Below are 23,299 nucleotides of genomic sequence, written 5' to 3'. Positions count from 1 at the left end.
CTTCCGGCAAGCTTGTAGAAGTTTTACGCTGGTTACCGGTGCGCCGCACCTTCGTTCCCATATCATTCTATTTACCTGCAAGATCAATGCTGCGCTGCAGCTTTTCACACCGATCGGATATCCGCAACAGTCCCATTCCATTGACCTGATCGGCTATCCTCCTGATAGATTCGCATATGCGGCAGGATAAAACGAACTTCACCGTGATAAGATACTTGTACGCCTGTTGTTGAAGTCGATATTTATCAACTAAAAACGGGTAATCGTTAACAGGCTCAGGTGCAGCGCGCCGTTGATCATTATAACCAGGAGCTCTCTATGATCGTCCGAGCCGCAGCGCGGCAGTAACCTCTTCCGGCAAGCTTGTAGAAGTTTTTCACTGTTACCGGTGCGCCGCCCCTTCATTCCCATATCATTCTATTTACCTGAAAGATCAATGCTGTCCTGCAGCTTTTTACACCGATCGGATATCCGCAACAGTCCCGTTCCATTGACCTGAACGGCTATCCTCCTGATACATTCACATATGCGTCAGGATAAAACGAACTTCACCGTGATAAGATACTTGTGCCCCTGTAGTTGAAGTCGATATTTATCAACTAAAAACGGGTAATCGTTAACAGGCTCAGGTGCAGCGCGCCGTTGATCATTATAACCGGGAGCCCTCTATGATCGTCCGAGCCGCAGCGCGGCGGTAACCTCCTCCGGCAAGCCTGTAGAAGTTTTACGTTGGTTACCGGTGCGCCGCACCTTCATTTCCATATCATTCTATTTACCTGCAAGATCAATGCTGCGCTGCAGCTTTTCACACCGATCGGATATCCGCAACAGTCCCGTTCCATTGGCCTGAACGGATATGCGCCCGGTAGCTATTGGTCTAAATTATAAGGCACTTTCGTATAACAAAAGGCGACGGGTACGCATCCCTGTATTTCACTTAACCTACATTAATGGCAAAGCCGGAAGGCTATTGTAACTTTATGGTGCAAAGGAGCGAAAATTATGAAAATAGAAATTTTAGGGATCAACATCAGTACGGCCATTGCCTCTTTATTTGAAACAGAAACCAACTGGGCACTCACCCAGGTGCTTACAGCGGAGGAAGCGATCGAAAAGTTTCACCAGATCGATTTTGATATTGTTGTAACTCCGGATGGTTATCTGGCCGCGAGCGAGGAGATCAAGCTGAAAAAGCTGCTTTCACTGAAAGATCACGACAGCATGTGGATCACTTATGAAACGGGACAGGAGCACCAGCTCAAGCAAGAGATCGTTTCTTTTCTGAAAGAAAAAGAAACGGCACCAAGGGGCTCTTTTTCCGTAACGGACGACGGGTTTAAGCCCCGCGGTCCGCAAATTGAGATCTTATAAATAAGGAGGAAAAAATGAAAAAAACAATCGAACGAATAGTACCCAAACCGGCACAACCACATATGGTCGGTGACGGGTTCCGGGTTTACGGATTTATTCCGGCCGCTGTCGACCGGCGCCGGATGAGCCCCTTCCTGGTACTGGACTTTAACCCGGAGTATAATTTCGGCCCTTCGGAAATTCCGAGAGGCGTAGGCGCTCACCCGCACAAAGGATTTGAGACGGTAACCATTGCATACAAGGGACGCGTGCAACATGCAGACAGCAGCGGAGGCGGGGGCATTATCGGCGAGGGCGATGTGCAATGGATGACCGCCGGCTCCGGTATCCTGCACAAGGAATTTCATGAAGAACAATTTTCAAAAACCGGCGGGGCTTTTGAAATGGTACAGCTTTGGGTAAACCTGCCCGCAGCATCAAAAAATACGACTCCCCATTACCAGGCTATTGAAAAAAGCCAGATGGGCCACTATGAAATTCCTGAAAACGGAGGTATGGTAACCGTAATTGCCGGAAGTTTTAACGGTGTCAACGGCCCTGCAGCCACTTACAGTCCCGTACACCTTTCCAATATAAAGCTGAACGCAGGAGGAACCGTGACCACGCAGTTCCCGGAAAATTACAATACCGCACTACTGGTCATTAACGGTAATGTGGAAGTAAACGGGCAGCAGGCCGGCGAGCACAGCTTTGTTTATTTTAAAAATGAAGGCGAAGACATCCGCATAACAGCCACCGGAGATGCGGTGGTGCTGCTTTTGAGCGGCGAACCGATCGATGAGCCCATTGCCGCTTATGGTCCGTTTGTAATGAACACACAGACCGAGATCTATGAGGCGATGGAAGCGTTTCAGGCCGGAAAATTCGGTACACTGTAGATGCGAACCCGGCGGCCCGCTGTTTGGCAGACCCCGCCGGGTTCTATTATCTTTATACAAAGATTGAAGTATGTCAAATATTGGAATGATCATCGAAGAACGGGCAGCAGACATCGGTAATTTTTTTGTAGGCCGGCTTTTGCCCTTTCGCCAGCGGCGTATGGTAGGCCCTTTTATTTTTATCGACCATATGGGTCCGGCCGAACTAAAGGATTACCAGAACCTGGATGTCCCGCCGCATCCGCATATTGGTCTTTCCACGCTCACCTATCTTTTTGAAGGTGCTATGATGCACCGCGACAGTATCGGTTCGGAAGTGGAGATCACCCCGGGTGCGGTAAACTGGATGACTGCGGGGAAAGGAGTGGCACATTCCGAGCGGACACCCGAACGGCTGCGTATCACAGATAAAAAGCTGCATGGCCTGCAGATATGGGTGGCACTGCCAAAAGAGCTGGAACAAAGTGCGCCTTCATTTACCCATGTGGAGGCTGCGGACATACCGGTATGGCAAAAGGATGGCGCTGAAATCAAACTGATCTCCGGTGCCGCCTTTGGCAAAACCTCACCGGTGCCGGTACACAGTCCCCAGTACTTTATAAAGATCCACACCCCAAAACGGCAGACCGTTGCTATCGGCAAGGATCTTTATGGAGAAAGCGGACTGTACATTCTTGAAGGCAGTGTGATCAGCGAAGGCCATACCTACACCCCCAAACAATTGCTGGTGGCTAAAGACAGCACGCTCTGTTCTTTTGAAACCACCGATAATACCACGGTGTTTATTTTCGGAGGCGAGCCCTTTCCGGAAGAACGTTTTATTTACTGGAATTTTGTGAACTCTGACAGAGCGGTGATCGAAAAAGCAAAACAGGACTGGCTGGAGCAGAAATTTCCGCCCGTACCCGGTGAAACCGAATGGGTACCGCTGCCGGAACAAACAAACAACATAAAACTTAAATAATTCAAAATGAAACCTGAATATACCGGCATTCCCCTTGTAAAGAATGACAGCAAAAAACAGTACGAATTAACTATAGAAGGCTACAGGTCTTTTATCCAGTTTAATGAGACCCCGCATCACATCACCCTGGTGCATACCGAGGTACCGCCCGAACTGGAAGGCAAGGGTGCCGGTACGGCGATCGTGGAGAAAACACTGGAAGCCATTGAGCAAAGTGGTAAAACGCTGGTACCGCTTTGTCCTTTTGTATTTGCCTATATTAAAAGGCACCCCGACTGGAAACGCATTGTGGATCCGGGATTCAAAGGGTTTGGACAATGAGCTATCAGTAATCAGCGCCCAGAAGGCTGATAGCGGATAGTTTCCTCTTAACCCGGCATTTTGAATTTACCCATGCCCGGCATCATACGGCCGAATGCGCCCATTTTGTTCATGTTCTTCATCATATCGCGCATCTGCTCAAACTGTTTCATAAAAGCATTTACCTCGGAAATGTCTTTTCCGCTTCCCAGCGCTATGCGCTTGCGGCGGTTGCCGTTGATCAGATCCGGGTTATTGCGTTCTTCCGGTGTCATCGAATCAATCATGGCTTCAATGCCTTTAAAGCTTTCGTCACTGATATCAAGATCTTTGATCTTTGCGCCCACACCGGGGATCATCCCCAGCAGGTCTTTCATATTTCCCATTTTTTTGATCTGCTCCAGCTGCATTTTGAAGTCGGCAAAATCAAATTTATTTTTCCGGATCTTACTTTCCAGCTTTTTGGCCTCTTCTTCATCAAACTGTTGCTGGGCACGTTCCACTAAAGTGGTAATATCACCCATACCCAGGATCCGCTGCGCCATCCGCTCGGGATAGAACACATCCAGCGCATCCATTTTTTCGCCGTTGCTGACAAACTTGATGGGTTTGTTTACCGTGTATTTGATCGACAGGGCCGCACCACCGCGTGTATCACCATCCAGCTTGGTGAGTACCACCCCGCTGAAATCGAGACGCTCATTAAAGGCTTTGGCGGTATTTACCGCATCCTGCCCTGTCATACTGTCTACCACAAACAGGATCTCCTGTGGGTTCACCGCATTTTTGATATTGGTGACCTCGGTCATCATTGCCTCATCGATAGCCAGACGGCCTGCCGTATCAATGATCACCACATTCTTATTTTTTGACCGGGCCCCGGCGATCGCGTTTTGGGCTATTACCACAGCATCCCTGTTTTCCGGCTCAATATGTACTTCCACCCCGATCTGCTCACCCAGCACCCGCAGCTGCTCCATCGCCGCAGGCCGGTAAATATCCGCTGCTACCAGCAGCGGGGACAATCCCTTTTTGGTTTTCAGAAAATTAGCCAGCTTGCCGCTAAAGGTGGTTTTACCGCTACCCTGCAGTCCTGCGATCAGGATAACCGCCGGATTCCCTTTTGCATTAAAACCGGCTTCCTCCCCACCCATCAACTCCGTAAGCTCATCCTTAACGATCTTGACCATCAGCTGGCCCGGACTGATCGCATTCAACACCTTCTCCCCCATGGCTTTGTCTTTGATGTTGTCCGTAAACTCCTTGGCGATCTTATAGTTTACGTCGGCATCAACCAGCGCGCGGCGGATCTCCTTGATCGTAGCGGCAATGTTCAGTTCCGTGATGCGAGCCTGGCCCTTGAGGTTTTTAAAAGCTGATTCTAATTTATCCTGCAGATTGTTAAACATATTTTACCAAGATTATTTAGCTGAAAATGCCTGCAAATATACTATTTTAAAAAGCAGCAACCGCTAAAAAGCGGGAGAAAGCCCCCTGGCCGGACTGCTTCAGTGCAGCAACGGAGATCCGGCCCAAAAAAACCGCCCGCCGGGACAACGTCAAAAAAAATTTTGAAAGTATGATAATTTTTATATTATTGTAGCTAATTGAATCAATAAACACACCCGAGAGATGAGTAAACAGCTATATACCCTGGAGTATCCTGTGCGTTGTTCTCCAACAATCCTGTTCGAATTTTTGGCCACATCCAACGGCTTGGGTGAGTGGTTTGCGGAAAGCGTGGATGAGCGCAACGGGCATTTCTATTTCGGGTGGAACGGTTCTCATGAAGAGGCAGAGGTGGTGGACCAGGAGGAAGAGCGGTTTATACGTTTCCACTGGGTGGATGCTCCAAAAAGCGAATACTTCGAATTCCGTATCGATAAATCTGAAATCACCAACCAGACCATTCTCGTGATCACCGATTTTGCTGAAAAAAGAGATATCAAGGATCAGAGCCAGCTTTGGGACTACCAGGTAAAAGAGCTCTTCCACCGGCTGGGTAACTAAGTGCCGGGTATTTTTCCCTCAAGCAACTCCATTAATTCCCGGAATGCATTCCGCCAGAGGTCCGGAGCCCGCTCCAGCTGGCTGATGGGAGCGACTGCCGTAATTTTTATAAATGTCTTTTCCTTTAGCAGCAGCTCCCATTGTGCGGCAGTTACCTCGGTAAAAGGCAGATGGCTCTCTCCCTGCACATCATGTTCCCATTCGTTGCCACTGTAACTGAGGTGATAGGGGCCGGTTTTCAGCAGCTCAAACCCGGCGACCAGCCGTGGTAAAAAATAAGCCTGCCATTCACCGGATACATGCAGGGTGGTGCTCACCTGCCGCCCCCACCAGAACATACTCCGGACCGCAAAAATATGACCCTGTCTGAAATTGCGGGGATAGTCCAGTACCACGTAGGGCAACCCGTTATAATTCTCCCCTTTGGAGACCTTACCGCTATTTGCCAGCAACGACGGGGGAAACCAGGCAGCCTTTTCCTTTAGAAATTCAAGCTGCCACCCGTAAAGGGCATCCAGCGCTCCCCTGATCTTCTGTAAAACCCCATTCTTTGTTAAAATGATTTCAGGATCAGCAACAATGGCGTGCTCCTCTGGGGAAAGGCTTAATTTTGTTTCTTCCATTATGTATACGTTATTTGCAAATTAAACAGATTTCGGAGATCAGACAACAGACATTGGATTCAGATAATCAGCCGGTGATGTCCTTGCAAAGCGACGGTGCGGGCTATTGGCCATTGATGATGAGTTATTGACCAGAAACAAAAAACAGTTGAAAAAGTTAGATAAACTGATTATTAAAGCTTTCATTGGTCCGTTTGTGGCCACTTTTTTCATTACCCTTTTTGTATTGGTAATGCAGTTTTTCTGGCTGTGGATCGATGATTTTGTAGGCAAGGGGCTGGATGCGTTTACCATTTTACGGTTTATCTGGTACCAGAGCGCGGTGCTGATCCCCCTGGCATTACCGCTGGCGGTGCTGCTTTCCTCCCTCATGACCTTTGGTAACCTGGGCGAAAGCTTTGAGCTGGTAGCCATTAAATCCTCGGGGATCTCCCTTTTAAGATTTATGCGTCCCCTGGTGGGTGTGACCCTTTTCATCAGCTTTTGTGCTTTTCTTTTTGCCAATTATGTCATTCCCGTTGCCCAGCTGAAGTCGCGCACCATGCTGGCAGATATCGTACTGGCAAAGCCTGCCTTTGACATTAAAGAAGGTATCTTTTATGATAAACTGGACCGGTTCGCCATTAAAATCGGTAAAAAGGAGAAAGACGACAGCACCATCAGGGATGTGATCGTTTTTGAGAACAATAACTATTCTCTGCAGGATAATTTTATCATCGCAAAGAATGGATTGATGAAACCCTCTCCGGACAAGCGTTTCCTCGATATCGTTTTCCGGGATGGCTCGCGCTACCAGGAACGGGGGTCCCGGTCCGACTCGGCCACGGAGTACATCCGTCTCGGATTTAAAGAATATAAAATGCAGCTGGACATCAGCGCGTTTAATTTTAAATCATCCAGCGACAGCAACAACCGGAACAACGAACGGGTGCTGAGTATGCGCCAGCTGGACAAGGCACTGGATTCCATGACAAAATACACCAATGTAGAAGTGGAGCGCTACCAGACCAGCCTGGCAAATAATTTCAGCCTGCTCCTTTACCGGGACAGTGTGGTTAAAGGTGTTTCCCTACCTGATTCCATCCTGAACTTTAAAAAGAACCGGGACGCCTTTTTGGGACTGGATACGATTACCGGAAAAGCAAAGGCTGTTCCGCCGCCACCGCCTGCCGATACCCTGCACAAAAAAACAGAAACGGCCAGGGCCGCAGCCAGGATCCGCAGGAATCTGAAAAAACGTAAAGGGAAAACAGGAACGGCAGCCCGGGACAGTATCAAAAAGGCACCGGATACGCTGGCCCGGACAACGATCGTAAAAACAGACAGCATTAAAAAAGCGGCCCGCGACAGCGGCACCGCCAAAAAAGACAGTTCCAAAAAAGACGCGGCCCAAAAACAAGCGCTCCGGAAAAGGGATGCGGGCACTTTTACCGCGCTTCTGCCGGACAGTGCGCTTACCAATGTTACAGACCGGGCGCTCAGCAGCATTACTATTGTAAAGGACAATGCCAATATGAACCTGACCAGCATTCAGGAACAGCAAAAGACCATCCGCCGGTATAAGATCGAATGGCATAAAAAAATTGTTCTGGCACTTGCCTGTTTCCTGATGTTTATGATCGGCGCCCCCCTGGGTTCTATTATCCGCAAAGGCGGGCTGGGAACGCCGATGATCTTTGCCATTGCCTTCTTCCTGGTATTCTATTTCTCATCCAATACCGGGGAAAAGATGGCCAAAGAAGGAAGTCTGACCCCCTTTTCCGGCATGTGGCTCTCTTCCTTTATACTGGCCCCAATCGGCGCTTTTCTCACCTACAAGGCCATGCATGATTCGAATCTTTTCAATAAAGAATTCTATCACCGCTTAAAACGAAAAGCCGAGCAGTATATAAAAGCAAGAAAAGACCGTAATAAAAAAACCGCATAACCGGAACACGATGGCAGCCCAGGGTGCTCAACAAAATCTGAAAATCCAGAAATGGGTGGCAATGGTTTCATTGCTGCTGCTGATCGTAAAGTTTGTTGCTTACTTTTTTACACATTCTGTTGCCGTACTTACCGATGCGCTTGAAAGCATCGCCAATGTTGTGGCCGGGTTTATTGGCCTTTACAGCTTATACCTGGCGGCGCAACCCCGCGATGAGAATCATCCCTATGGCCATGGCAAGGCAGAATTCCTGTCGGCCGCCGTGGAAGGCACGCTTATCGGCATTGCCGGACTGGCGGTGCTTTATAAAGCCATCGAACAGCTCATTCACCCCCAGTCACTGAACAAGCTCGACCTGGGTATGCTGCTGATAGGAGCAACAGCTCTTATTAATTATGTGCTGGGAAGCATTTGCATTTCCATCGGAAAAAGGAACCAATCCATTGCCCTGGAGGTGAGCGGAAAACATTTACAGACCGATACGTTCTCAACCATTGCTGTGATCGCGGGCCTGACCCTGGTCTTTTTCACCGGGTTCCACTGGATCGACGCTGCCGTAGCCATCCTGCTTACCTGCCTGCTGCTGCACACTTCCTATACCATTCTGCGCCGCTCCATCGCCGGCATCATGGATGAGGCCGATCGTCAGCTGCTGCTGCAGATGATCGACTATCTCAATAAAAACCGGCGGGAGAACTGGGTCGACCTTCATAATTTCAGGGTCATCAAATACGGAAGCGTGCTGCATATCGACTGTCACCTTACCGTACCCTGGTACCTGAATGTTGCTGAAGCCCATCATGAAATCGATCAGCTGACCACACTGATCCGGAATAAATACGGGCAGTCGGTGGAATTTTTTATACACTCCGATGGCTGCCAGCCGTTCCAGTGTTCACTTTGCTCTAAAAGCGACTGTCCCGTCCGGAAAGCGGCATTTGAAAAAACCATTCCCTGGACCCTGGGAAATGTGCTTCAAAATCAGCGACACCGGTTGCCGAATGTTCCTTAACTTTATAACCGAACATTTGTTATTGAATATATGCTCACAAAAAAATCGCAATATGCCTTTAAAGCGCTGGGCTACCTGGCTGATAAACAAAAAGATGGCCCTGTGCTGATCTCGGAGATCTCCAAAAAAAAGCGGATCCCTTTAAAGTTCCTGGAAAATATATTGCTGGAACTGAGGAAAGCCGGGATCCTCGAAAGCAAAAAAGGAAAAGGCGGTGGTTATTTCTTTAAAAAAGACCCGGCCGATGTAAAAATGGCCACTGTAATACGGCTCATCGACGGACCGATCTCCATGCTGCCCTGCGTCAGTCTTTACTTTTACGAGCGTTGCAAAAACTGCGACGAAAAGCACTGCGGCCTGCATGATGTAATGAAGCACGTGCGGGATGTAACACTGGAAGTACTGGAGAACCGGACTCTTGCCGATCTGAAGGATTGAGCTGCTGCATTTTATCATTATCGCCTGCCTCTTCCCTGGACGAAGTAATGATACCCCTGCTGCCTTTCTCATAAAACCATACAAATATGGATTTCTCTTTCCGGAGTAAATTCACGGTTTGCTATCGTAAACTAAAAGGCATGTGCATGTTGGCATAGGCCGCTCAAAATCTACATAGTCATACACCGTATCCGGTACATTGTGGTTAATACATTATACTTACCGTAGTTGTTATACCCCAGGCTGGATGTGCTTTGCACAGGGTTACAGAAGCATCCTGTTTATTATTTTTGTTTAAGGACAGCTGATAACCGTAATCCGTAATTTCATTTTTTTTGTTTTCCATAAGATTGTTTTATTGAGGGTTTAATAGGGCATATTGATATCGGTTTTCCCCTTTATTAAAATAATTTGCCAGCAGCCGCCCGTTGTGCCATACCATCAGCTCTCTATCATTATTAAGCTGTGCAAAAGCCGCTACATTGCCTATATTTATATAGGGGTTGCTACGCACAGGCGTGCCTATTGTAAATCCTGCTGCCAGTGTATTTGTGTTTTGGGCAAATTTGTAATAAAAGCTATTGTGCAACACCGTACCATCAGGATAGTTGTAATAAGTTCCTGTAAATGTTTTACCCTGTAGCTTGCTGGCTTCGGGCTTTTTGTACAGGTTGAGCGATAAATCACCGGTGCTGCTTCCGGGTGTATACGGATTACTCGAATAGTAATAATAATGTGTTACTTTATTGTTCTTTATAACCAGTTTAATATTATCGGTTACTTTTAACGTATCCTTATCAATAACATAATCTTTACTGTCATAATAAAAAGTTTCGTACCCCAGTTTTACTTTTTGCCCGGGTAAAAATTCGGCTGCAAAAGGCGTAAACCCTGTGCTTCTTATTACAGCGCCCGAAATGACATACCCTTCCAGCTGGTTAATGTTGAGGTCCGGCGCCGCATCATCGTTGTTTTTTTTGCAGGAAAAAAGGATAATGCAGGCCAGTGAAAAAGTAAATATGAGTTTCATAAAGTTTAATTTTTAAGATTGAAAAGTTTTGCTGCCTGCTGGTAAGGCATGGTTTGCAGTTGTTGCACAGAATAAGATTGACCGTTCGGAAGAATTAATTGATTTGCTTTGGAAGTCACAGTTTGCCCTGGAATCATAAATATAAATTTGTACGTGAGATCGACTGTGTAATCAGGATAATAGTAAGTTCTGACAACAGAATAAACCGCAGTTGGATATGGGGAACTCCTCCTGCTAAGCCGGGGATAAGAGTTATATTGTATGTCAGGCTTAAATTATTATCAATATGAACAGGCAAGGGTGATACAAATTGCCCGACCTGTTTTTTTTATACACGATGTAACCACCTCTTTTGTTCACAAAATCGGGAAGCGAACTTGCGCCAATGGCGCTGAGTATATTTGAAGACGGAACATACCGGAGGTTCCGTATCACCGTCACGGGGCTTTGCAGGGTTCTCCACGAGCACATCAAAATCATCTTATAAAAATTCGTCTTATAGCTTCTGACTTACAAATTTTATTACCAGATGCTTCCAGAAACCGGTTTGTGGCACCGTCATCAATAGCAGTACTTCTCCCAGCCACAGCAGTACAAACAATAAATACGGACTTCCAAGAACGGGTCGTTTAAACCGGAATTTTTCCATGGTTATAATGATCAACGGAACAATAAACGGAAACATAACAGCAGCCAAAAGGCCTGAACCTGGCTTAAAATGGTTGAACAACCGGGACATGCCGGGATTGAATACGATCAATGTAGCGCCAATGATAAAAGCCACATGCCAGCGGATATTACGTCTTTTGATCATAGCCAGTCCATAGCAACCCGAAAAAGACACCGCATCCAGCAAACCGATAAAAGCGGTCATTGCAGCGGTTTCTGCTGAAGTACCCAGTTCCCGCTGCACCTTCTCCTTCACTAGCAAAAGCATGCTGATTACCAGCACCGGCGCCAGTAACCAGGACAGTTTGCCCAGCGTACGGTGAAGGCCGTATCGCCGCTGCCTGATCAAAACCGGTTGAATGATGAGGAGTAAGAACCAGCAGATAAAAGCAACGAAATGAATATGGACCAGCATCGGGAAACGGTCTAAGTCCGGAAAAAACCGCAGATAAGTATAAAAGAAACCCGATAATGACAGGATCATTACAACTGTGAAAAACAGGATCAATATCTTATAGCTCTTTTCCATAAGGCGATGTCCATTACTTTTTTCTAGTCGTTCAAATGAAATGCTGTTTTTACGTGATTGTAATTATTCAGATTGACGCCATTTTGCCCGGCCAGCGCAACGGCTTTCCCGGTCATAAAAACCACTTTGATAGCGATTGTGGATGAGGGAAAAGTATTATCTGATTTGGAGTATCGCACCCTTACGTTGCCGGCATTGATACTGAAAGTAAAATGCCTGGTTACACCAAATTCCAAGTAGCTGGTAGGAAAAGCCGTCCACTGTTGTCCTCCAAAAAATAAGCTGCCATAAACAAATACGCCGCCGCTATTCACAATATCGGCTGTTATCTGCGGTATTTTTAGATCGGCAATTGTATAGTTCGTTCCATATTCGGTGAGGTGTGTCCAGGTAATTTTATTCCAGTCAAAGGTTTTGGAAAAAACATTGGCATTGCCTGCAGGCCCTTGTGCTCCTGTTACTCCTTTGTCGCCCTTAGCACCGGAAGCGCCCGGATCGCCTTTATCGCCCTTTGGGCCAATGTCACCTTTTTTGCAGGCAGTTAATAATGCTGCTACTGCAAATACCAGCAATACAAGTTGTCTGAGATTTTTTTTCATGTTTTTAATTAAATTTTAAAACCAGGTTTATTTATGATTCTCCAGCCTTCAGGGCATCGGTGGAATGACCCCTCCTCCGGGTTCACCGGGAGCACCGCTTTGAAGTTCCACTATACCGCAGTCGCTGCCGGGCTGATTGTATTTGAATATAAACCGGTCGCCGCTGATCCCCTGTTCCTGGACCAGGTAACTGATCACTGCGTTTACCCTTCTCCAGCTCAGTTGAAGGTTTTGCTGATTATCCCCGCAATACCCGCCTTTTACGACCACTTTACAACCGGTATTCGTTCTTAACGTATTTGCAACGGATGCCAGGATCGCTTCGTTGTCACTGGAGATCTGCGTGCTGCTCGCTTTAAAGCTGACCGCCGGCAGAACCAGGTCACAGCCGGAGCCGGGGTTGGGCACATTAATCGGAGTACCCCATCCCGCAGCCGTTTTGGGTCCGTAAAACTCCAGTGTGGTGGTGTTCAGGTAAAAATCACCGATAACGCCCTGTGTACTTAAAGGCGCTGAAGGCCCGCTTAATATGGTATTACCGTTGGTACCGTTGCTGCCCGCTGGGCCTTTCAGGCTTACCGGCTCGCCCCAGCCCCCAGCTGTTTTAGGCCCGTATAACAATGCCTGCTCCTTATCCAGGTAATAATCGCCGTCCCGGCCATCGGAAGCGCCCGGAACCCCGGTACCATTTATGATGACGCTGCCCGGCGTTCCCTTCGGGCCGGTGGCACCGATAAGGCTCACCGGTTCGCCCCAGTCCTTCTCTCCCTTGGGACCATAAAGATCCTGGTTCTCCGTATCCAGGTAAAAATCGCCCGGGGCCCCGCGGCCGGGTCCGGGTGCGCCACTCCCTAACAGCAGTTCGGGCTGATGAGGTATGTATTGATGCTTATCGCAGGAGGAGCAGCATATTATCAGCATAAGGGCGGTTACGGCAAACCGGTGTACAATGTATTTCATTTGTTTATTGATTCTATCCGCTGTGGCGGTGTTACTTATTAAATAGAGCGCTTACAAGATCAGCAGGATTGATACGCATCCCGCAGGGATGATCGCGTGTATGCGTTGCTCATGGCAGTTTATCCGGGCAACGGTGCTTTATGCACAAGCTGTTCCCCTGAAAATATTCACTCCGCCGCTACCAGTTGCCACCGATAACCATCCTCTTTTTCATCCGGGCCAAACCACGGCTCATCATCGTCAAAGCCGGTATTTTTGCTGTGCAGGGCATCCCCGCCCATTTTTATACTTTTGATGATAAAGCTTCCGGCATCGGCCTCAATGGAAAAACTGCTGTTGACATCCTTATCGGAAAGAATGGCTTCATGATTATCCGGCACAAAATAGGGGCGCAGGTAAAAACCGGATGCCGCATTCTGGATGGTGTAGCTCACAATCATTTTCCCTTCTTTGCCTTTTGCTGTATATTTTTTTATCTTCCATTTTTGCATGCCGCTTTTGTTGAACTTCTTAAGCCGGGTATTACTGTTGATACCTCCGTCAACCGGGGTAAGTGCACGGCCGGTGGCTACATTTACAATAAAGTAAGTGCCGTCTTCGGGACCGGATTGGGCCTGGGTGTAGGCTGCACAAAGCATGAATACAAACAGGGCCGTAAGAAATTTGAGGGATTGTAGAGATTTCATTTTTTTGTTTTTGTTACCAATAGTTTTTATCAACCCGATCAAACCCGGGAAGTTTTTATTGGGCAGCGCGGATGGGAGGCACATAGATCCTGCAAAACCGGAACCGCTGCTTTGAACATGAAAACATTCAATTTATATATACATCTATTTTTGGTGATCCGCCGTTATTGACCCGTTTTTCTACCAGCAGCGTCTTTTTCCCATTTCCTTTCCACGAAGAAACGGCAGCGCCCAAATAAGATCCATGACCTGTATCGCTCTTCCAGCCCGCTCCGCCGCCCACGGTGTAGTAAGGGTATCCTTCTTCCGGAACGATGCCCGCAATACCATCAATAAATTTTGTGCTGTTAAAGCCAATATGATAAAGCACCCCATTTACCTGCTCCCATTTACGGGAGAATGTTCTGTCCGCTACGGGGAAAGATTCGCTGTTTTTGTACAGTTCGGCATGGCTTGCGCTGCCTGAAAAGGATTTGAGCAGCATGCTGCCCTCACTTGTTTTTTCAAATAAAAAATCAAACGTTTGTCCATCGCTGCCTATTTTCAAATGATTATCCTTAACAACCACTTCATACCCCCGCCGCAGGCCTGCACCGTCGTGCATCAGCATCAGTTTTCCACCCGTTTTTTCAAAATAGAACAGGGACATCCGGGGATTCCAGCCATTGTTTTCGGTAACCAGATAATAGCCTTCCAGGTCAGCGGCAGTCAGGTTTATCTTCTCCTCCCCGGCGGGAACACTCTCTTTATCTTTTTTGCAGGAAAAGAGACCAAACGCCAGTATGCAGCCGAAGATTGCCAGTAATAGACGGCTGTTCTTACTTATAGAAGGACAATTTTTCATACAATTGATTTTTAAATTTTTACAAGATTTTTTTGCTGTTTTTATTATTGTGCACTCTCAACCGGGCCATTATAGCTCCCTTGTACCAGGCCCATGCTGCTTGTGAATTCAAAATTCAGCTTATAGTTATTCCCCTCTTTTGCGATGGTTATTTTTCTGCCAATGCTGTTTACCGTATAGCTTTCATCACCATTATTGTAATAAAGAATGCCACTGCGGAAGGCTATATTATCAGGAGCGTTTGTAAAAGACCCTTCGGGTATGGCGGAGAAATTGGGTCCGGCGGTTTCCAGGTATAGTTCTACCCCGTCGTTTGCATTGCTGCTGTTATAAAGGAGCAGTCGCATTTCTTTGCCCTCTGGTATCCAGGCAGCTTTTGCTATCTTTTCTGTTTTAGGGTTGCCCCCGTTTGCATAGGTATAACTATTATCGGAGCTATTTTGGCCCGTATTCTCTTTTTTGCAGGCTGCCAATAAAAAAAGCACTGCGACTGTCATTAGAAGAAAGCGTCTGAAATTTGTTTTCATACTATTTTGTTTTTAATGAATAATAATTGTGTACTACATGAATTACGATATCAGTTACCATCACGCGCCGGCGTTAAAAAAGAGCGAATGAATGACAGCAACAGGTTTCCCTGCCTTGGCTTTTGATTTAACCGATCCGTTAAGGCGCCCATCTTATCAATTGATTATACAACTCCTCCGTCCAGGCCTTGGCACAGTGTGTATTGCAGGTACCATCCGTTACCCCGCCGCTTCTGGGTTTTACAGGCGAATGATCCGGTATTTGATCATACAGTGGTTTGCCGTAAAAGCTGTTCACATTATCGCCTTCATTATTGCCGGCACAGTTGATCGCAAACACCGGTATCTTAAATTTGGAGATTTTGTCCCTGTCTGTACCGCCACAGGCACCCAGCAGGCCCTTACAGTAGCTCAGGTTGTTATAGTATGCGATTGTGGTATAAAGAACAAACGTGGCATAGGAATATCCTCCCACTACCGATTTATTCTTATCAATACCATATGAAGCTGCCAGGGCACGGATACAGTTATCATAGTCCTGACCCATCATTTCAGCGCTCTTGTTCCAGTCTGCCGTGCCGGGGCCCTTACGGTATTGTACAATGGCCGCCACATAGCCGTTTTCTGCAGCCTTTTGACAAAGGGCATTCTCCGGTCCCCCCTCCATGCTGCCGGGGGAAGGATTGTTCTCATCATTACCGCTCCCCATCACCAGGATGCCTTTGTAAGCTGTCCGGTCTTTCTGAACATAGACCCGGTAAGAAATGCCATTACCGGTTTGTGTACTGCGTTCGATATTACCGGGCAACAGCGCGGTGCTGTCATTATTCTTTTTGTTGCAGGAGAAAAAGGCAGCGATCAGCATCAACAGTGCCAGTAGTATGCAAAGAATGGGCAGGAGCTGTTTCTTCATTTTTGGATTTTTTAATTTTTACCAAAACTATATCCGGCAACTCCCAGCCACAAGCAGGATTAGACGAACAGCATTTTGAATCGATGAATGACCGCAGCCACTGCATCACAGAAACACTGTATTTCCTGTCAGAACATCCGGCCCCGGCCGCCGTTAAGCTGCGCCGGTTGTTCGGCAACCGCTGCGTTTCAGTATCGCTGCTGCAACCAAACGCCGTTTTAAAAACTTCATTTATATCCCTCAAAAAGGCGATGCAACAGCTCCGGATAATCCGTTTTTTGGTTTCATCTTTGTATGACTTATATAAAAAGATATCCTTGAAAGGCAGGAAGTATTAAATTTGAGTAAACATGGGCAGCGCAAATACATATAACTGCATCGTTGTGGACGATAATGAGATCGACCGGCTGATGACCCTTTCTTTTGCAAAAAAATATGATTTTCTTACGGTAAAGGGTGCATATGAAAGTGCGGAAGCCGCGCTTGACCGGATTGAGGCAGACCGTCCCCAGGTACTGCTGCTCGATATCGATATGGAAGGCATCAGCGGTCTTGAGCTGCGAAAAAAACTGCTGGAGGTGGATGCCTGCATCTTTATCACTTCCTATCCCGACTATGCTTTGGAAAGTTTTGAACTGGCGGCCCTTGATTTTCTGATTAAGCCATTAAAAGCCGATCGCTTTGCAACCTCTATGAAACGGCTGGAAGAATACCTGCTGCTGCGGAAAAAATCGGCATTGCTGGATCATAGTCTGAACGGCGATACCATTTTTATAAAGGACGGGCATGAGCATATAAAAATCAAGGCAGCTGATATCTTATATCTTGAAGCGCTGAAGGATTATACCGGGATCATTACCCGGAAGAAGAAGTACTGTGTGCTGGCATCACTGGGCAATCTTTTAAAAACCCCTTCATTCGGAAGCTTTATAAGAGTGCACCGGAGCTATGCGGTCCAAAAGCATTTTATTGACAAGATCACTCCGCAGGAAATTTTTATCAATGAGATCACCCTCCCCATCGGAAGGAGCTATAAGGAAGACCTGCAGCAACTGATCGCTTAGAACAGGATCGATACAAAGCGGTATTTTATAAACAAATCCAACACCAATGAGAATACTGAAAATGCTGATGCTGGCCTGCATTGCTCTAAACGGGAATGCGCAGAAACAGGGATTGGCAGCTATTGATTCGATGTTGCGGGAGCTATCTGTTGCCCGGTCCGATACAGATAAGTTAAGACTGCAATACCGCATTGGTGAGGCCTATGCACCTATTGACATAGAGAAAAGTATGCAGTACGCCCGGGAGGGGTTGTCAAAATCCAAAGCAATAAAATGGGATAAGGGCATCGCGGCATTTTGTATTTCGCTTGGAAATAATCTTTGCGATCAGAGCAAGTATGATTCTGCCATCCATTACTATGAAGAGGCATACACGATCAATAAGAAAACCGGAAATGAAAAGGGTGCCTGCAGCGCTTTGATGAATATCGGCACCGCCTATCAGAACAGAGGACTTGTTCTAATGGCAATGCGCTATCTTCAGGAAGCTATGCCGATCGCGGAAAAATTAGATGATCCGTATCTGCTTGCACTTATTTATAATGGCATAGCAACCACGTACATCCTGCAGGAAAATCAGACCGATGCACTCAAATACGCGTTTAAGGCGTATAGCGTATCCAGGGAAAACCGGCATCCTGCCAATATTGCAATGGCGCTGACCACCATCGGCACCTCCTATGTCATTGCCAAAGACACCCTGCGCGCCCGGCAATATCTTCTGCAGGCATTACCGCTTGTAAAAGAAGCCAATAACACAGAGCGGGAAGCAATGATCTATTATAACCTGGGATTTATTGCTCCTACCGCAGAAGAACAGCTCCGGTACGCCCTTCAATCAAAGCAACTATGGGATGCACTGAACCCTGATCATTCAATGGCCGTGGCTAACCTGGTGTTGCTGGGAACTGCGGCAAAGGATATGGCGCTTGGGAATGCGGTTGGTGCGGCTATACCCGATACCATACCCCAAAATAAAAACGACCTGCTGGCATTTTCAAAAAGATACCTCGCTGCGGCCATCAACATGAGCAATGCAACCGGAGACCAGGAAACCCTCTCCAACGCTGCAAAACAACTTGCAGAAACAGAGGCTGCTTTAGGCAATTATCCGGCAGCCTATCAATATCTTCAAACACACCTGAACCTTCGCGACTCCCTCTACTCCCAGGAAAGCAAGAACAAGATCGCATCCCTCGAAAGCCAGCGCGAAATAGACGCCCGGGAAAAACAGCTGCAGATCAATAAACTGGCGCTCAGCAATGCAAGACGTACCCGGACGGCGCTGATGGGAGGTGCGGCATTCCTTCTTATTATCGGAGGGCTTTTATTTTATCAGAACCGCAGCCGGCGGAGGACCAATACCACCCTGCTCCTGCTGAACAATGAGCTCGATGAGGCCAATAAGGTGAAAACAAAGTTCTTTGGCATCCTCAGCCACGACCTGCGCAGTCCCATCATCAACCTGATCAACTTCCTGCACCTGCAAAAAGAAATGCCGGGGCTGTTTGATCAGGAACGCACCGAGCGGCATCAGAAAGACCTTACCGCCTCCGCTGAAAACCTGCTCGACACTATGGAAGCCATGCTGCTCTGGAGTAAAAGCCAGATGGAACGCTTTGCGCCCGAGAAAAAAATGGTACCGGTTGACCGGCTTTTTGATCACATCCGGAAACAATTGCCTGTTAACAACCCGATTGCCGTTAGTTTTCAAAACACCGAACAACTGTCCGTAAGTACGGATGAGGATTATCTGAAAACCATCATGTACAATCTCACTGCCAATGCAGTAAAGGCATTGCAAGACACTCCGGACGGGCAGATCCGGTGGCATGTCCGCCAGAAAGGCCATCAGGTGCTGCTTACCATTACCGACAATGGTCCGGGAATCCATAAAGAACAGATGGAGGCACTTTACAATGAAAATGCGGTCGTAGGCACCAGGTATGGCCTGGGACTGCACCTGATCCGGGACCTGGCAAAAGCCATCCAATGTAAGATCTCCTTTCAGCCGGCAGCCGGCGGAGGTGCTTCCTTTACACTGTCCATCTAGCAAGCAGCGATCAGCTGTCCGTCCTCAACGATCCGCCGTTTTTCGCTTTTTCCTGCTCAATTCTGTCTGTTTTTCCGATTTCACCATTTTTTTACATTTCCATTCCAAAAATATGTTGTACCTTGCAAACCACCCTATTAGTCTACTTGGTTAGTAGGTTTATTGGAATAGCAATTTTGTCACTAAAAACTGTTTAAATTATGTCTTTAAGATTAGGAGATACTGCCCCGGATTTTACCGCGCAGTCTACTGAAGGAGAAATCAAATTTCATGAATACCTGGGCAATTCCTGGGGCGTTCTGTTTTCACACCCGGCCGATTATACACCCGTTTGTACCACAGAGCTGGGAAAAACCGCTTTGTTAAAAGGTGAATTTGAAAAACGTGGTGTAAAAGCACTGGCGGTGAGTGTGGATCCCCTGGATTCTCACGTAGGTTGGAAAAGCGACATCAATGAAACACAGAATTGCTCGGTGGATTTCCCCATCCTGGCAGATCCTGATAAAAATATCGCAACCCTTTATGATATGATCCATCCCAATGCTTCTGAAAAAGCAACGGTGCGTTCCCTGTTCATCATTGGGCCCGACAAAAAAGTAAAACTGATCATTACCTACCCCGCTTCCACCGGAAGAAACTTCCAGGAAGTACTGCGTGTGATCGATTCATTACAGCTGACCGCTAATCACAGCGTGGCTACCCCGGCAGACTGGAAACATGGTGAGGATGTAATTGTAGTGCCTTCCATCAGCACAGAAGATGCCATCAAAAAATTCCCGAAAGGTGTTAAAGAGGTAAAACCTTATTTGCGGTATACGCCTCAGCCGAATATATAAGTTTATAGTTCATAGTTCATGGTTATAGACGGCCATGAACTATGAACCATTAACCATGAACTAAAGATGTTTACAGAAGAACAGATACAGGAAATAGAAAATGCCTCAACGGCAGATGCGTTAAGACTGGTAACAGCCCGGTTCCCGGAAGAGACGGTATTCTCCACATCCCTGGGGCAGGAAGACCAGGTGCTGACGGAAATGATTGCCGCCAACAAGCTTCCTGTAAGGATTTTTACATTGGATACCGGACGCCTGTTTTACGAACATTACGACCTGTTGGAAAAAACCAATGCCCGCTATAAAATAAACATCGACGTTTACTTTCCGGAAGCTCCGGATGTCGCGGCTTATGTAAAAGAAAAAGGGGTGAACGGTTTTTATGAATCCGTTGAAAACCGCAAGGAATGCTGCTTTATCAGAAAGGTAAAACCCCTGAACCGCGCGCTGAAAGGTGCCAAAGTATGGATTACCGGTTTACGCAGTGAACAGTCGGACAACCGGAAAGACATGAAAATGATTGAATGGGATGAAGACCGGAAACTGTATAAATTCAATCCCCTGATCCGGTGGAGCTATGATGAGATGATCGGATACATCCGGGAAAAGAACATTCCTTATAATCCGCTGCACGACAAAGGATTTGTCAGCATTGGCTGCGCCCCCTGTACCCGGGCTATTGAGCCTGGTGAAGACCCCAGGGCCGGCAGGTGGTGGTGGGAAGTTTCCCACAAAGAATGTGGACTCCATGTCCACGAGTAAAAAAGTATTGATCTGTATAAGACCTGACCTGAAAAACCACATTGACATTGTTAAAAAAATCCGCACAGGCGGATCTGTATAAAAAGAACGTATGGGTGAGTATACATTAGACTACCTTGAGCAGCTCGAGGCCGAAAGTATTTATATTTTCAGGGAAGTAGCAGCACAATTTGAAAAACCGGCACTGCTTTTCAGCGGCGGTAAAGATTCCATTACCCTGGTGCAACTGGCAAAAAAGGCCTTTGCACCCGGTAAAATTCCGTTTCCCCTGGTACATATCGATACCGGGCACAACTTCCCGGAGGCACTGGCCTACCGGGATGCACTGGCAAAAGAAGTAGGTGCGGAGCTGATCGTACGCAAAGTGGAAGATACCATTAAACAAAAACATCTTACCGAACCCAAGGGCAAATTTGCCAGCCGCAACTGGCTGCAGATCCACACCCTGCTGGATACCATCGAAGAGTTTAAGTTTGATGCCTGCATCGGCGGCGCACGCCGCGATGAGGAAAAGGCCCGCGCCAAAGAGCGCATCTTTTCTGTAAGAGATGAGTTTGGTCAGTGGGAACCCAAGCTGCAGCGCCCGGAACTCTGGAACATCTACAACGGCCGTATCCACAAAGGCGAGAATGTACGGGTGTTCCCGATCAGCAACTGGACCGAGCTGGATGTATGGAACTATATCAAAAAAGAAGCGATCCCGCTTCCTTCCATTTATTTTGCCCACGAACGTGAAGTGATCGAGCACGAAGGCCAGCTGATCGCTGTTTCAGACTATATCACCATTGATGAGACGGATGTGATCGCTACCAAAAAAGTACGTTACCGCACCGTTGGTGATATGACCTGTACGGCGGCGGTAGAATCCAGCGCCACAACACTGGACGAGGTGGTTAATGAGATCATGGCTACCCGTATCTCTGAAAGAGGAGAAACCCGGATCGATGACAAGGTAACGGAAGCCGCAATGGAAGACCGGAAGAAGGGTGGGTACTTCTAAATTTTAAATTCTAAATTCTAAATTTCCAAATGGATATATTACGTTTCATAACCGCCGGCAGTGTGGACGATGGCAAAAGCACATTGATCGGAAGACTTTTATACGACAGCAAAAGTATTCTTGTAGACCAGCTGGAAGCGCTGGAAAAACAATCAAAGAATAAAAATGCCGATGGTATCGACCTGGCATTGCTTACCGATGGTTTAAGGGCTGAAAGGGAACAAGGCATCACGATCGATGTCGCCTATCGTTATTTCTCTACACCAAAAAGAAAATTCATCATTGCGGATGCCCCGGGGCACGTACAGTATACACGCAATATGATCACGGGCGCTTCCAATTCCAGTCTGATCATTATCCTGATCGACGCACGTGCCGGCGTTATCGAACAAACAAGAAGGCATTCCATCATTGCGTCCCTGCTCAAAATACCACATGTGGTGGTAGCGATCAATAAAATGGATCTGGCAGATTTTGCCGAACAGCGGTTCAACGAAATTAAAGCGGATTATGAAAAAGTGGCCGCCCAGCTGAATCTTCAGAACGTGACCTACGTTCCCATTTCAGCGTTGCTGGGTGATAATATCGTGGATCATTCCGCCAATATGCCCTGGTATACCGGCCCGTCGCTGCTGGAATTCCTGGAAGAGGTTGAAGTAGCATCCGATATCAATCATACCGATCCCCGTTTCCAGGTACAATACGTGATCCGTCCGCAAACAGCCGAGCTGCACGATTACCGCGGCTATGCCGGCGAGATCATCAGCGGGGTTTATAAAGTAGGTGATAAAATAAAGATCCTTCCTGCCGGCCTGGAATCCACCATCACAAAAATTGAAGTGGGCGGCCAGGAAGTAAGCGAAGCTTTTGCACCGCAGGCAGCAGTATTGCATATTGCGGATGATATCGATATCAGCCGCGGCGATACATTTGCCCGCGTGGACAATCTGCCCAAGGTGGCCAACGAAATCGAAGTAGTGCTCTGCTGGCTCGATAACAAACCACTGATCCGGGGCAACAAATATTTTCTTCAGCACAAAGGCCGGCTGATCAAGACCGTTGTACGGGACGTGGCCTATAAGCTGGATGTAAACACACTGGAACGCATTCCCGCTGAAGACGGTGTAAAACTGAATGAGGTGGTGCACGCCACCATAAAAACGGCGGCTCCGCTGGTATACGATGATTTTGCGACGCTCAGTGATTACGGCAACGCAATACTGATCGACGAGACCAGCAACAGCACAGTGGCAGCGGTGCTGCTGAACTGATTCAAACGGTGCACGGTAACACCGCGGCATCGT

The 23,299-nt window shown here is 47.4% G+C and carries 25 protein-coding genes; 14 read left to right on the top strand and 11 right to left on the bottom strand.

What is annotated here, in order from left to right; all coding sequences use genetic code 11:
- Nucleotides 1-1,002: 1,002 nt before the first annotated feature.
- The 4 genes from K7B07_RS13285 to K7B07_RS13270 all read left to right on the top strand — a co-directional run bounded on the left by K7B07_RS13285 (nucleotide 1,003) and on the right by K7B07_RS13270 (nucleotide 3,534).
- Nucleotides 1,003-1,371, top strand: coding sequence for a hypothetical protein (locus tag K7B07_RS13285; RefSeq protein WP_223710360.1), 369 nt, complete (start codon nucleotides 1,003-1,005; stop codon nucleotides 1,369-1,371).
- Nucleotides 1,372-1,385: 14 nt separating this feature from the next.
- Nucleotides 1,386-2,249 carry a pirin family protein gene (locus K7B07_RS13280; RefSeq protein ID WP_223710358.1) on the top strand — a complete coding sequence of 288 codons (864 nt, stop codon included), beginning with the start codon at nucleotides 1,386-1,388 and terminating at the stop codon, nucleotides 2,247-2,249.
- A gap of 70 nt (nucleotides 2,250-2,319) precedes the next feature.
- The gene (locus K7B07_RS13275; protein ID WP_223710356.1) at nucleotides 2,320-3,213 is read left to right on the top strand and encodes a pirin family protein; all 894 of its coding nucleotides are present in this window, start codon (nucleotides 2,320-2,322) and stop codon (nucleotides 3,211-3,213) included.
- A gap of 6 nt (nucleotides 3,214-3,219) precedes the next feature.
- Nucleotides 3,220-3,534: a GNAT family N-acetyltransferase gene (locus tag K7B07_RS13270; RefSeq protein ID WP_223710354.1), complete on the top strand. Its 315-nt coding sequence runs from the start codon at nucleotides 3,220-3,222 to the stop codon at nucleotides 3,532-3,534.
- A 47-nt stretch (nucleotides 3,535-3,581) separates the two neighbouring features.
- Here K7B07_RS13270 and ffh read toward each other — a convergent pair whose 3' ends face one another.
- Nucleotides 3,582-4,922: a signal recognition particle protein gene (gene ffh / locus K7B07_RS13265; protein ID WP_223710352.1), complete on the bottom strand. Its 1,341-nt coding sequence runs from the start codon at nucleotides 4,920-4,922 to the stop codon at nucleotides 3,582-3,584.
- Between the two features lie 223 nt (nucleotides 4,923-5,145).
- On the opposite strand from ffh, the gene K7B07_RS13260 reads away from it, so the two are divergent.
- Nucleotides 5,146-5,523 carry an START-like domain-containing protein gene (locus K7B07_RS13260; RefSeq protein WP_223710350.1) on the top strand — a complete coding sequence of 126 codons (378 nt, stop codon included), beginning with the start codon at nucleotides 5,146-5,148 and terminating at the stop codon, nucleotides 5,521-5,523.
- Here the strand turns inward: K7B07_RS13260 and K7B07_RS13255 are convergent.
- A complete protein-coding gene (locus K7B07_RS13255) occupies nucleotides 5,520-6,146 on the bottom strand; it encodes a hypothetical protein (RefSeq protein WP_223710348.1) in 627 nt (208 codons plus the stop codon). The genes K7B07_RS13260 and K7B07_RS13255 overlap by 4 nt on opposite strands.
- 148 nt (nucleotides 6,147-6,294) lie before the next feature.
- Here K7B07_RS13255 and K7B07_RS13250 point away from each other — a divergent pair, with 148 nt between their 5' ends.
- Genes K7B07_RS13250 through K7B07_RS13240 form a run of 3 tightly spaced genes read left to right on the top strand, consistent with a single transcriptional unit; the run spans nucleotide 6,295 to nucleotide 9,523 of the window.
- Complete coding sequence (locus K7B07_RS13250; protein ID WP_223710346.1) at nucleotides 6,295-8,073, top strand: LptF/LptG family permease; 1,779 nt, start codon at nucleotides 6,295-6,297, stop codon at nucleotides 8,071-8,073.
- Between the two features lie 10 nt (nucleotides 8,074-8,083).
- Nucleotides 8,084-9,085, top strand: coding sequence for a cation diffusion facilitator family transporter (locus K7B07_RS13245; RefSeq protein ID WP_223710344.1), 1,002 nt, complete (start codon nucleotides 8,084-8,086; stop codon nucleotides 9,083-9,085).
- Between the two features lie 30 nt (nucleotides 9,086-9,115).
- Nucleotides 9,116-9,523 (top strand): RrF2 family transcriptional regulator, encoded by a 408-nt coding sequence (locus K7B07_RS13240; RefSeq protein WP_223710342.1) that lies wholly within the window; start codon nucleotides 9,116-9,118, stop codon nucleotides 9,521-9,523.
- 205 nt (nucleotides 9,524-9,728) lie between these two features.
- Here the strand turns inward: K7B07_RS13240 and K7B07_RS13235 are convergent, their stop codons facing one another.
- The 9 genes from K7B07_RS13235 to K7B07_RS13195 all read right to left on the bottom strand — a co-directional run bounded on the left by K7B07_RS13235 (nucleotide 9,729) and on the right by K7B07_RS13195 (nucleotide 16,280).
- The gene (locus K7B07_RS13235) at nucleotides 9,729-9,869 is read right to left on the bottom strand and encodes a hypothetical protein (protein ID WP_223710340.1); all 141 of its coding nucleotides are present in this window, start codon (nucleotides 9,867-9,869) and stop codon (nucleotides 9,729-9,731) included.
- A 9-nt stretch (nucleotides 9,870-9,878) separates the two neighbouring features.
- A complete protein-coding gene (locus K7B07_RS13230; RefSeq protein WP_223710338.1) occupies nucleotides 9,879-10,553 on the bottom strand; it encodes a hypothetical protein in 675 nt (224 codons plus the stop codon).
- 496 nt (nucleotides 10,554-11,049) lie between these two features.
- Nucleotides 11,050-11,751, bottom strand: coding sequence for a hypothetical protein (locus tag K7B07_RS13225; protein WP_223710336.1), 702 nt, complete (start codon nucleotides 11,749-11,751; stop codon nucleotides 11,050-11,052).
- Nucleotides 11,752-11,774: 23 nt separating this feature from the next.
- Nucleotides 11,775-12,350, bottom strand: coding sequence for a collagen-like triple helix repeat-containing protein (locus K7B07_RS13220; RefSeq protein ID WP_223710334.1), 576 nt, complete (start codon nucleotides 12,348-12,350; stop codon nucleotides 11,775-11,777).
- A 48-nt stretch (nucleotides 12,351-12,398) separates the two neighbouring features.
- A complete protein-coding gene (locus tag K7B07_RS13215; RefSeq protein WP_223710332.1) occupies nucleotides 12,399-13,310 on the bottom strand; it encodes an OmpA family protein in 912 nt (303 codons plus the stop codon).
- A 167-nt stretch (nucleotides 13,311-13,477) separates the two neighbouring features.
- Nucleotides 13,478-13,996, bottom strand: a complete 519-nt coding sequence (locus K7B07_RS13210) for an RICIN domain-containing protein (RefSeq protein ID WP_223710330.1) — start codon at nucleotides 13,994-13,996, stop codon at nucleotides 13,478-13,480.
- Nucleotides 13,997-14,123: 127 nt separating this feature from the next.
- Nucleotides 14,124-14,840, bottom strand: a complete 717-nt coding sequence (locus K7B07_RS13205; RefSeq protein WP_223710328.1) for a hypothetical protein — start codon at nucleotides 14,838-14,840, stop codon at nucleotides 14,124-14,126.
- 44 nt (nucleotides 14,841-14,884) lie between these two features.
- Nucleotides 14,885-15,367, bottom strand: a complete 483-nt coding sequence (locus K7B07_RS13200) for a hypothetical protein (RefSeq protein ID WP_223710326.1) — start codon at nucleotides 15,365-15,367, stop codon at nucleotides 14,885-14,887.
- A 139-nt stretch (nucleotides 15,368-15,506) separates the two neighbouring features.
- Complete coding sequence (locus K7B07_RS13195; RefSeq protein ID WP_223710325.1) at nucleotides 15,507-16,280, bottom strand: hypothetical protein; 774 nt, start codon at nucleotides 16,278-16,280, stop codon at nucleotides 15,507-15,509.
- Nucleotides 16,281-16,630: 350 nt separating this feature from the next.
- Here K7B07_RS13195 and K7B07_RS13190 point away from each other — a divergent pair, with 350 nt between their 5' ends.
- The 6 genes from K7B07_RS13190 to K7B07_RS13165 all read left to right on the top strand — a co-directional run bounded on the left by K7B07_RS13190 (nucleotide 16,631) and on the right by K7B07_RS13165 (nucleotide 23,266).
- A complete protein-coding gene (locus K7B07_RS13190; RefSeq protein WP_223710323.1) occupies nucleotides 16,631-17,344 on the top strand; it encodes a LytR/AlgR family response regulator transcription factor in 714 nt (237 codons plus the stop codon).
- Between the two features lie 46 nt (nucleotides 17,345-17,390).
- The gene (locus K7B07_RS13185; RefSeq protein WP_223710321.1) at nucleotides 17,391-19,397 is read left to right on the top strand and encodes a tetratricopeptide repeat-containing sensor histidine kinase; all 2,007 of its coding nucleotides are present in this window, start codon (nucleotides 17,391-17,393) and stop codon (nucleotides 19,395-19,397) included.
- A gap of 200 nt (nucleotides 19,398-19,597) precedes the next feature.
- Nucleotides 19,598-20,233, top strand: a complete 636-nt coding sequence (locus K7B07_RS13180; protein ID WP_223710320.1) for a peroxiredoxin — start codon at nucleotides 19,598-19,600, stop codon at nucleotides 20,231-20,233.
- A 66-nt stretch (nucleotides 20,234-20,299) separates the two neighbouring features.
- Nucleotides 20,300-20,995 (top strand): phosphoadenylyl-sulfate reductase, encoded by a 696-nt coding sequence (locus K7B07_RS13175; RefSeq protein WP_223710318.1) that lies wholly within the window; start codon nucleotides 20,300-20,302, stop codon nucleotides 20,993-20,995.
- 91 nt (nucleotides 20,996-21,086) lie between these two features.
- Complete coding sequence (gene cysD / locus K7B07_RS13170; RefSeq protein ID WP_223710317.1) at nucleotides 21,087-21,995, top strand: sulfate adenylyltransferase subunit CysD; 909 nt, start codon at nucleotides 21,087-21,089, stop codon at nucleotides 21,993-21,995.
- Between the two features lie 29 nt (nucleotides 21,996-22,024).
- On the top strand, nucleotides 22,025-23,266 hold the full coding sequence (locus K7B07_RS13165) for a sulfate adenylyltransferase subunit 1 (RefSeq protein WP_223710315.1): 1,242 nt from the start codon (nucleotides 22,025-22,027) through the stop codon (nucleotides 23,264-23,266).
- Nucleotides 23,267-23,299 lie beyond the last annotated feature (33 nt).

The sequence above is a fragment of the Niabella beijingensis genome, from assembly GCF_020034665.1.
GTDB lineage: Bacteria > Bacteroidota > Bacteroidia > Chitinophagales > Chitinophagaceae > Niabella > Niabella beijingensis.
This window is presented reverse-complemented; position numbering and strand designations above follow the sequence as displayed.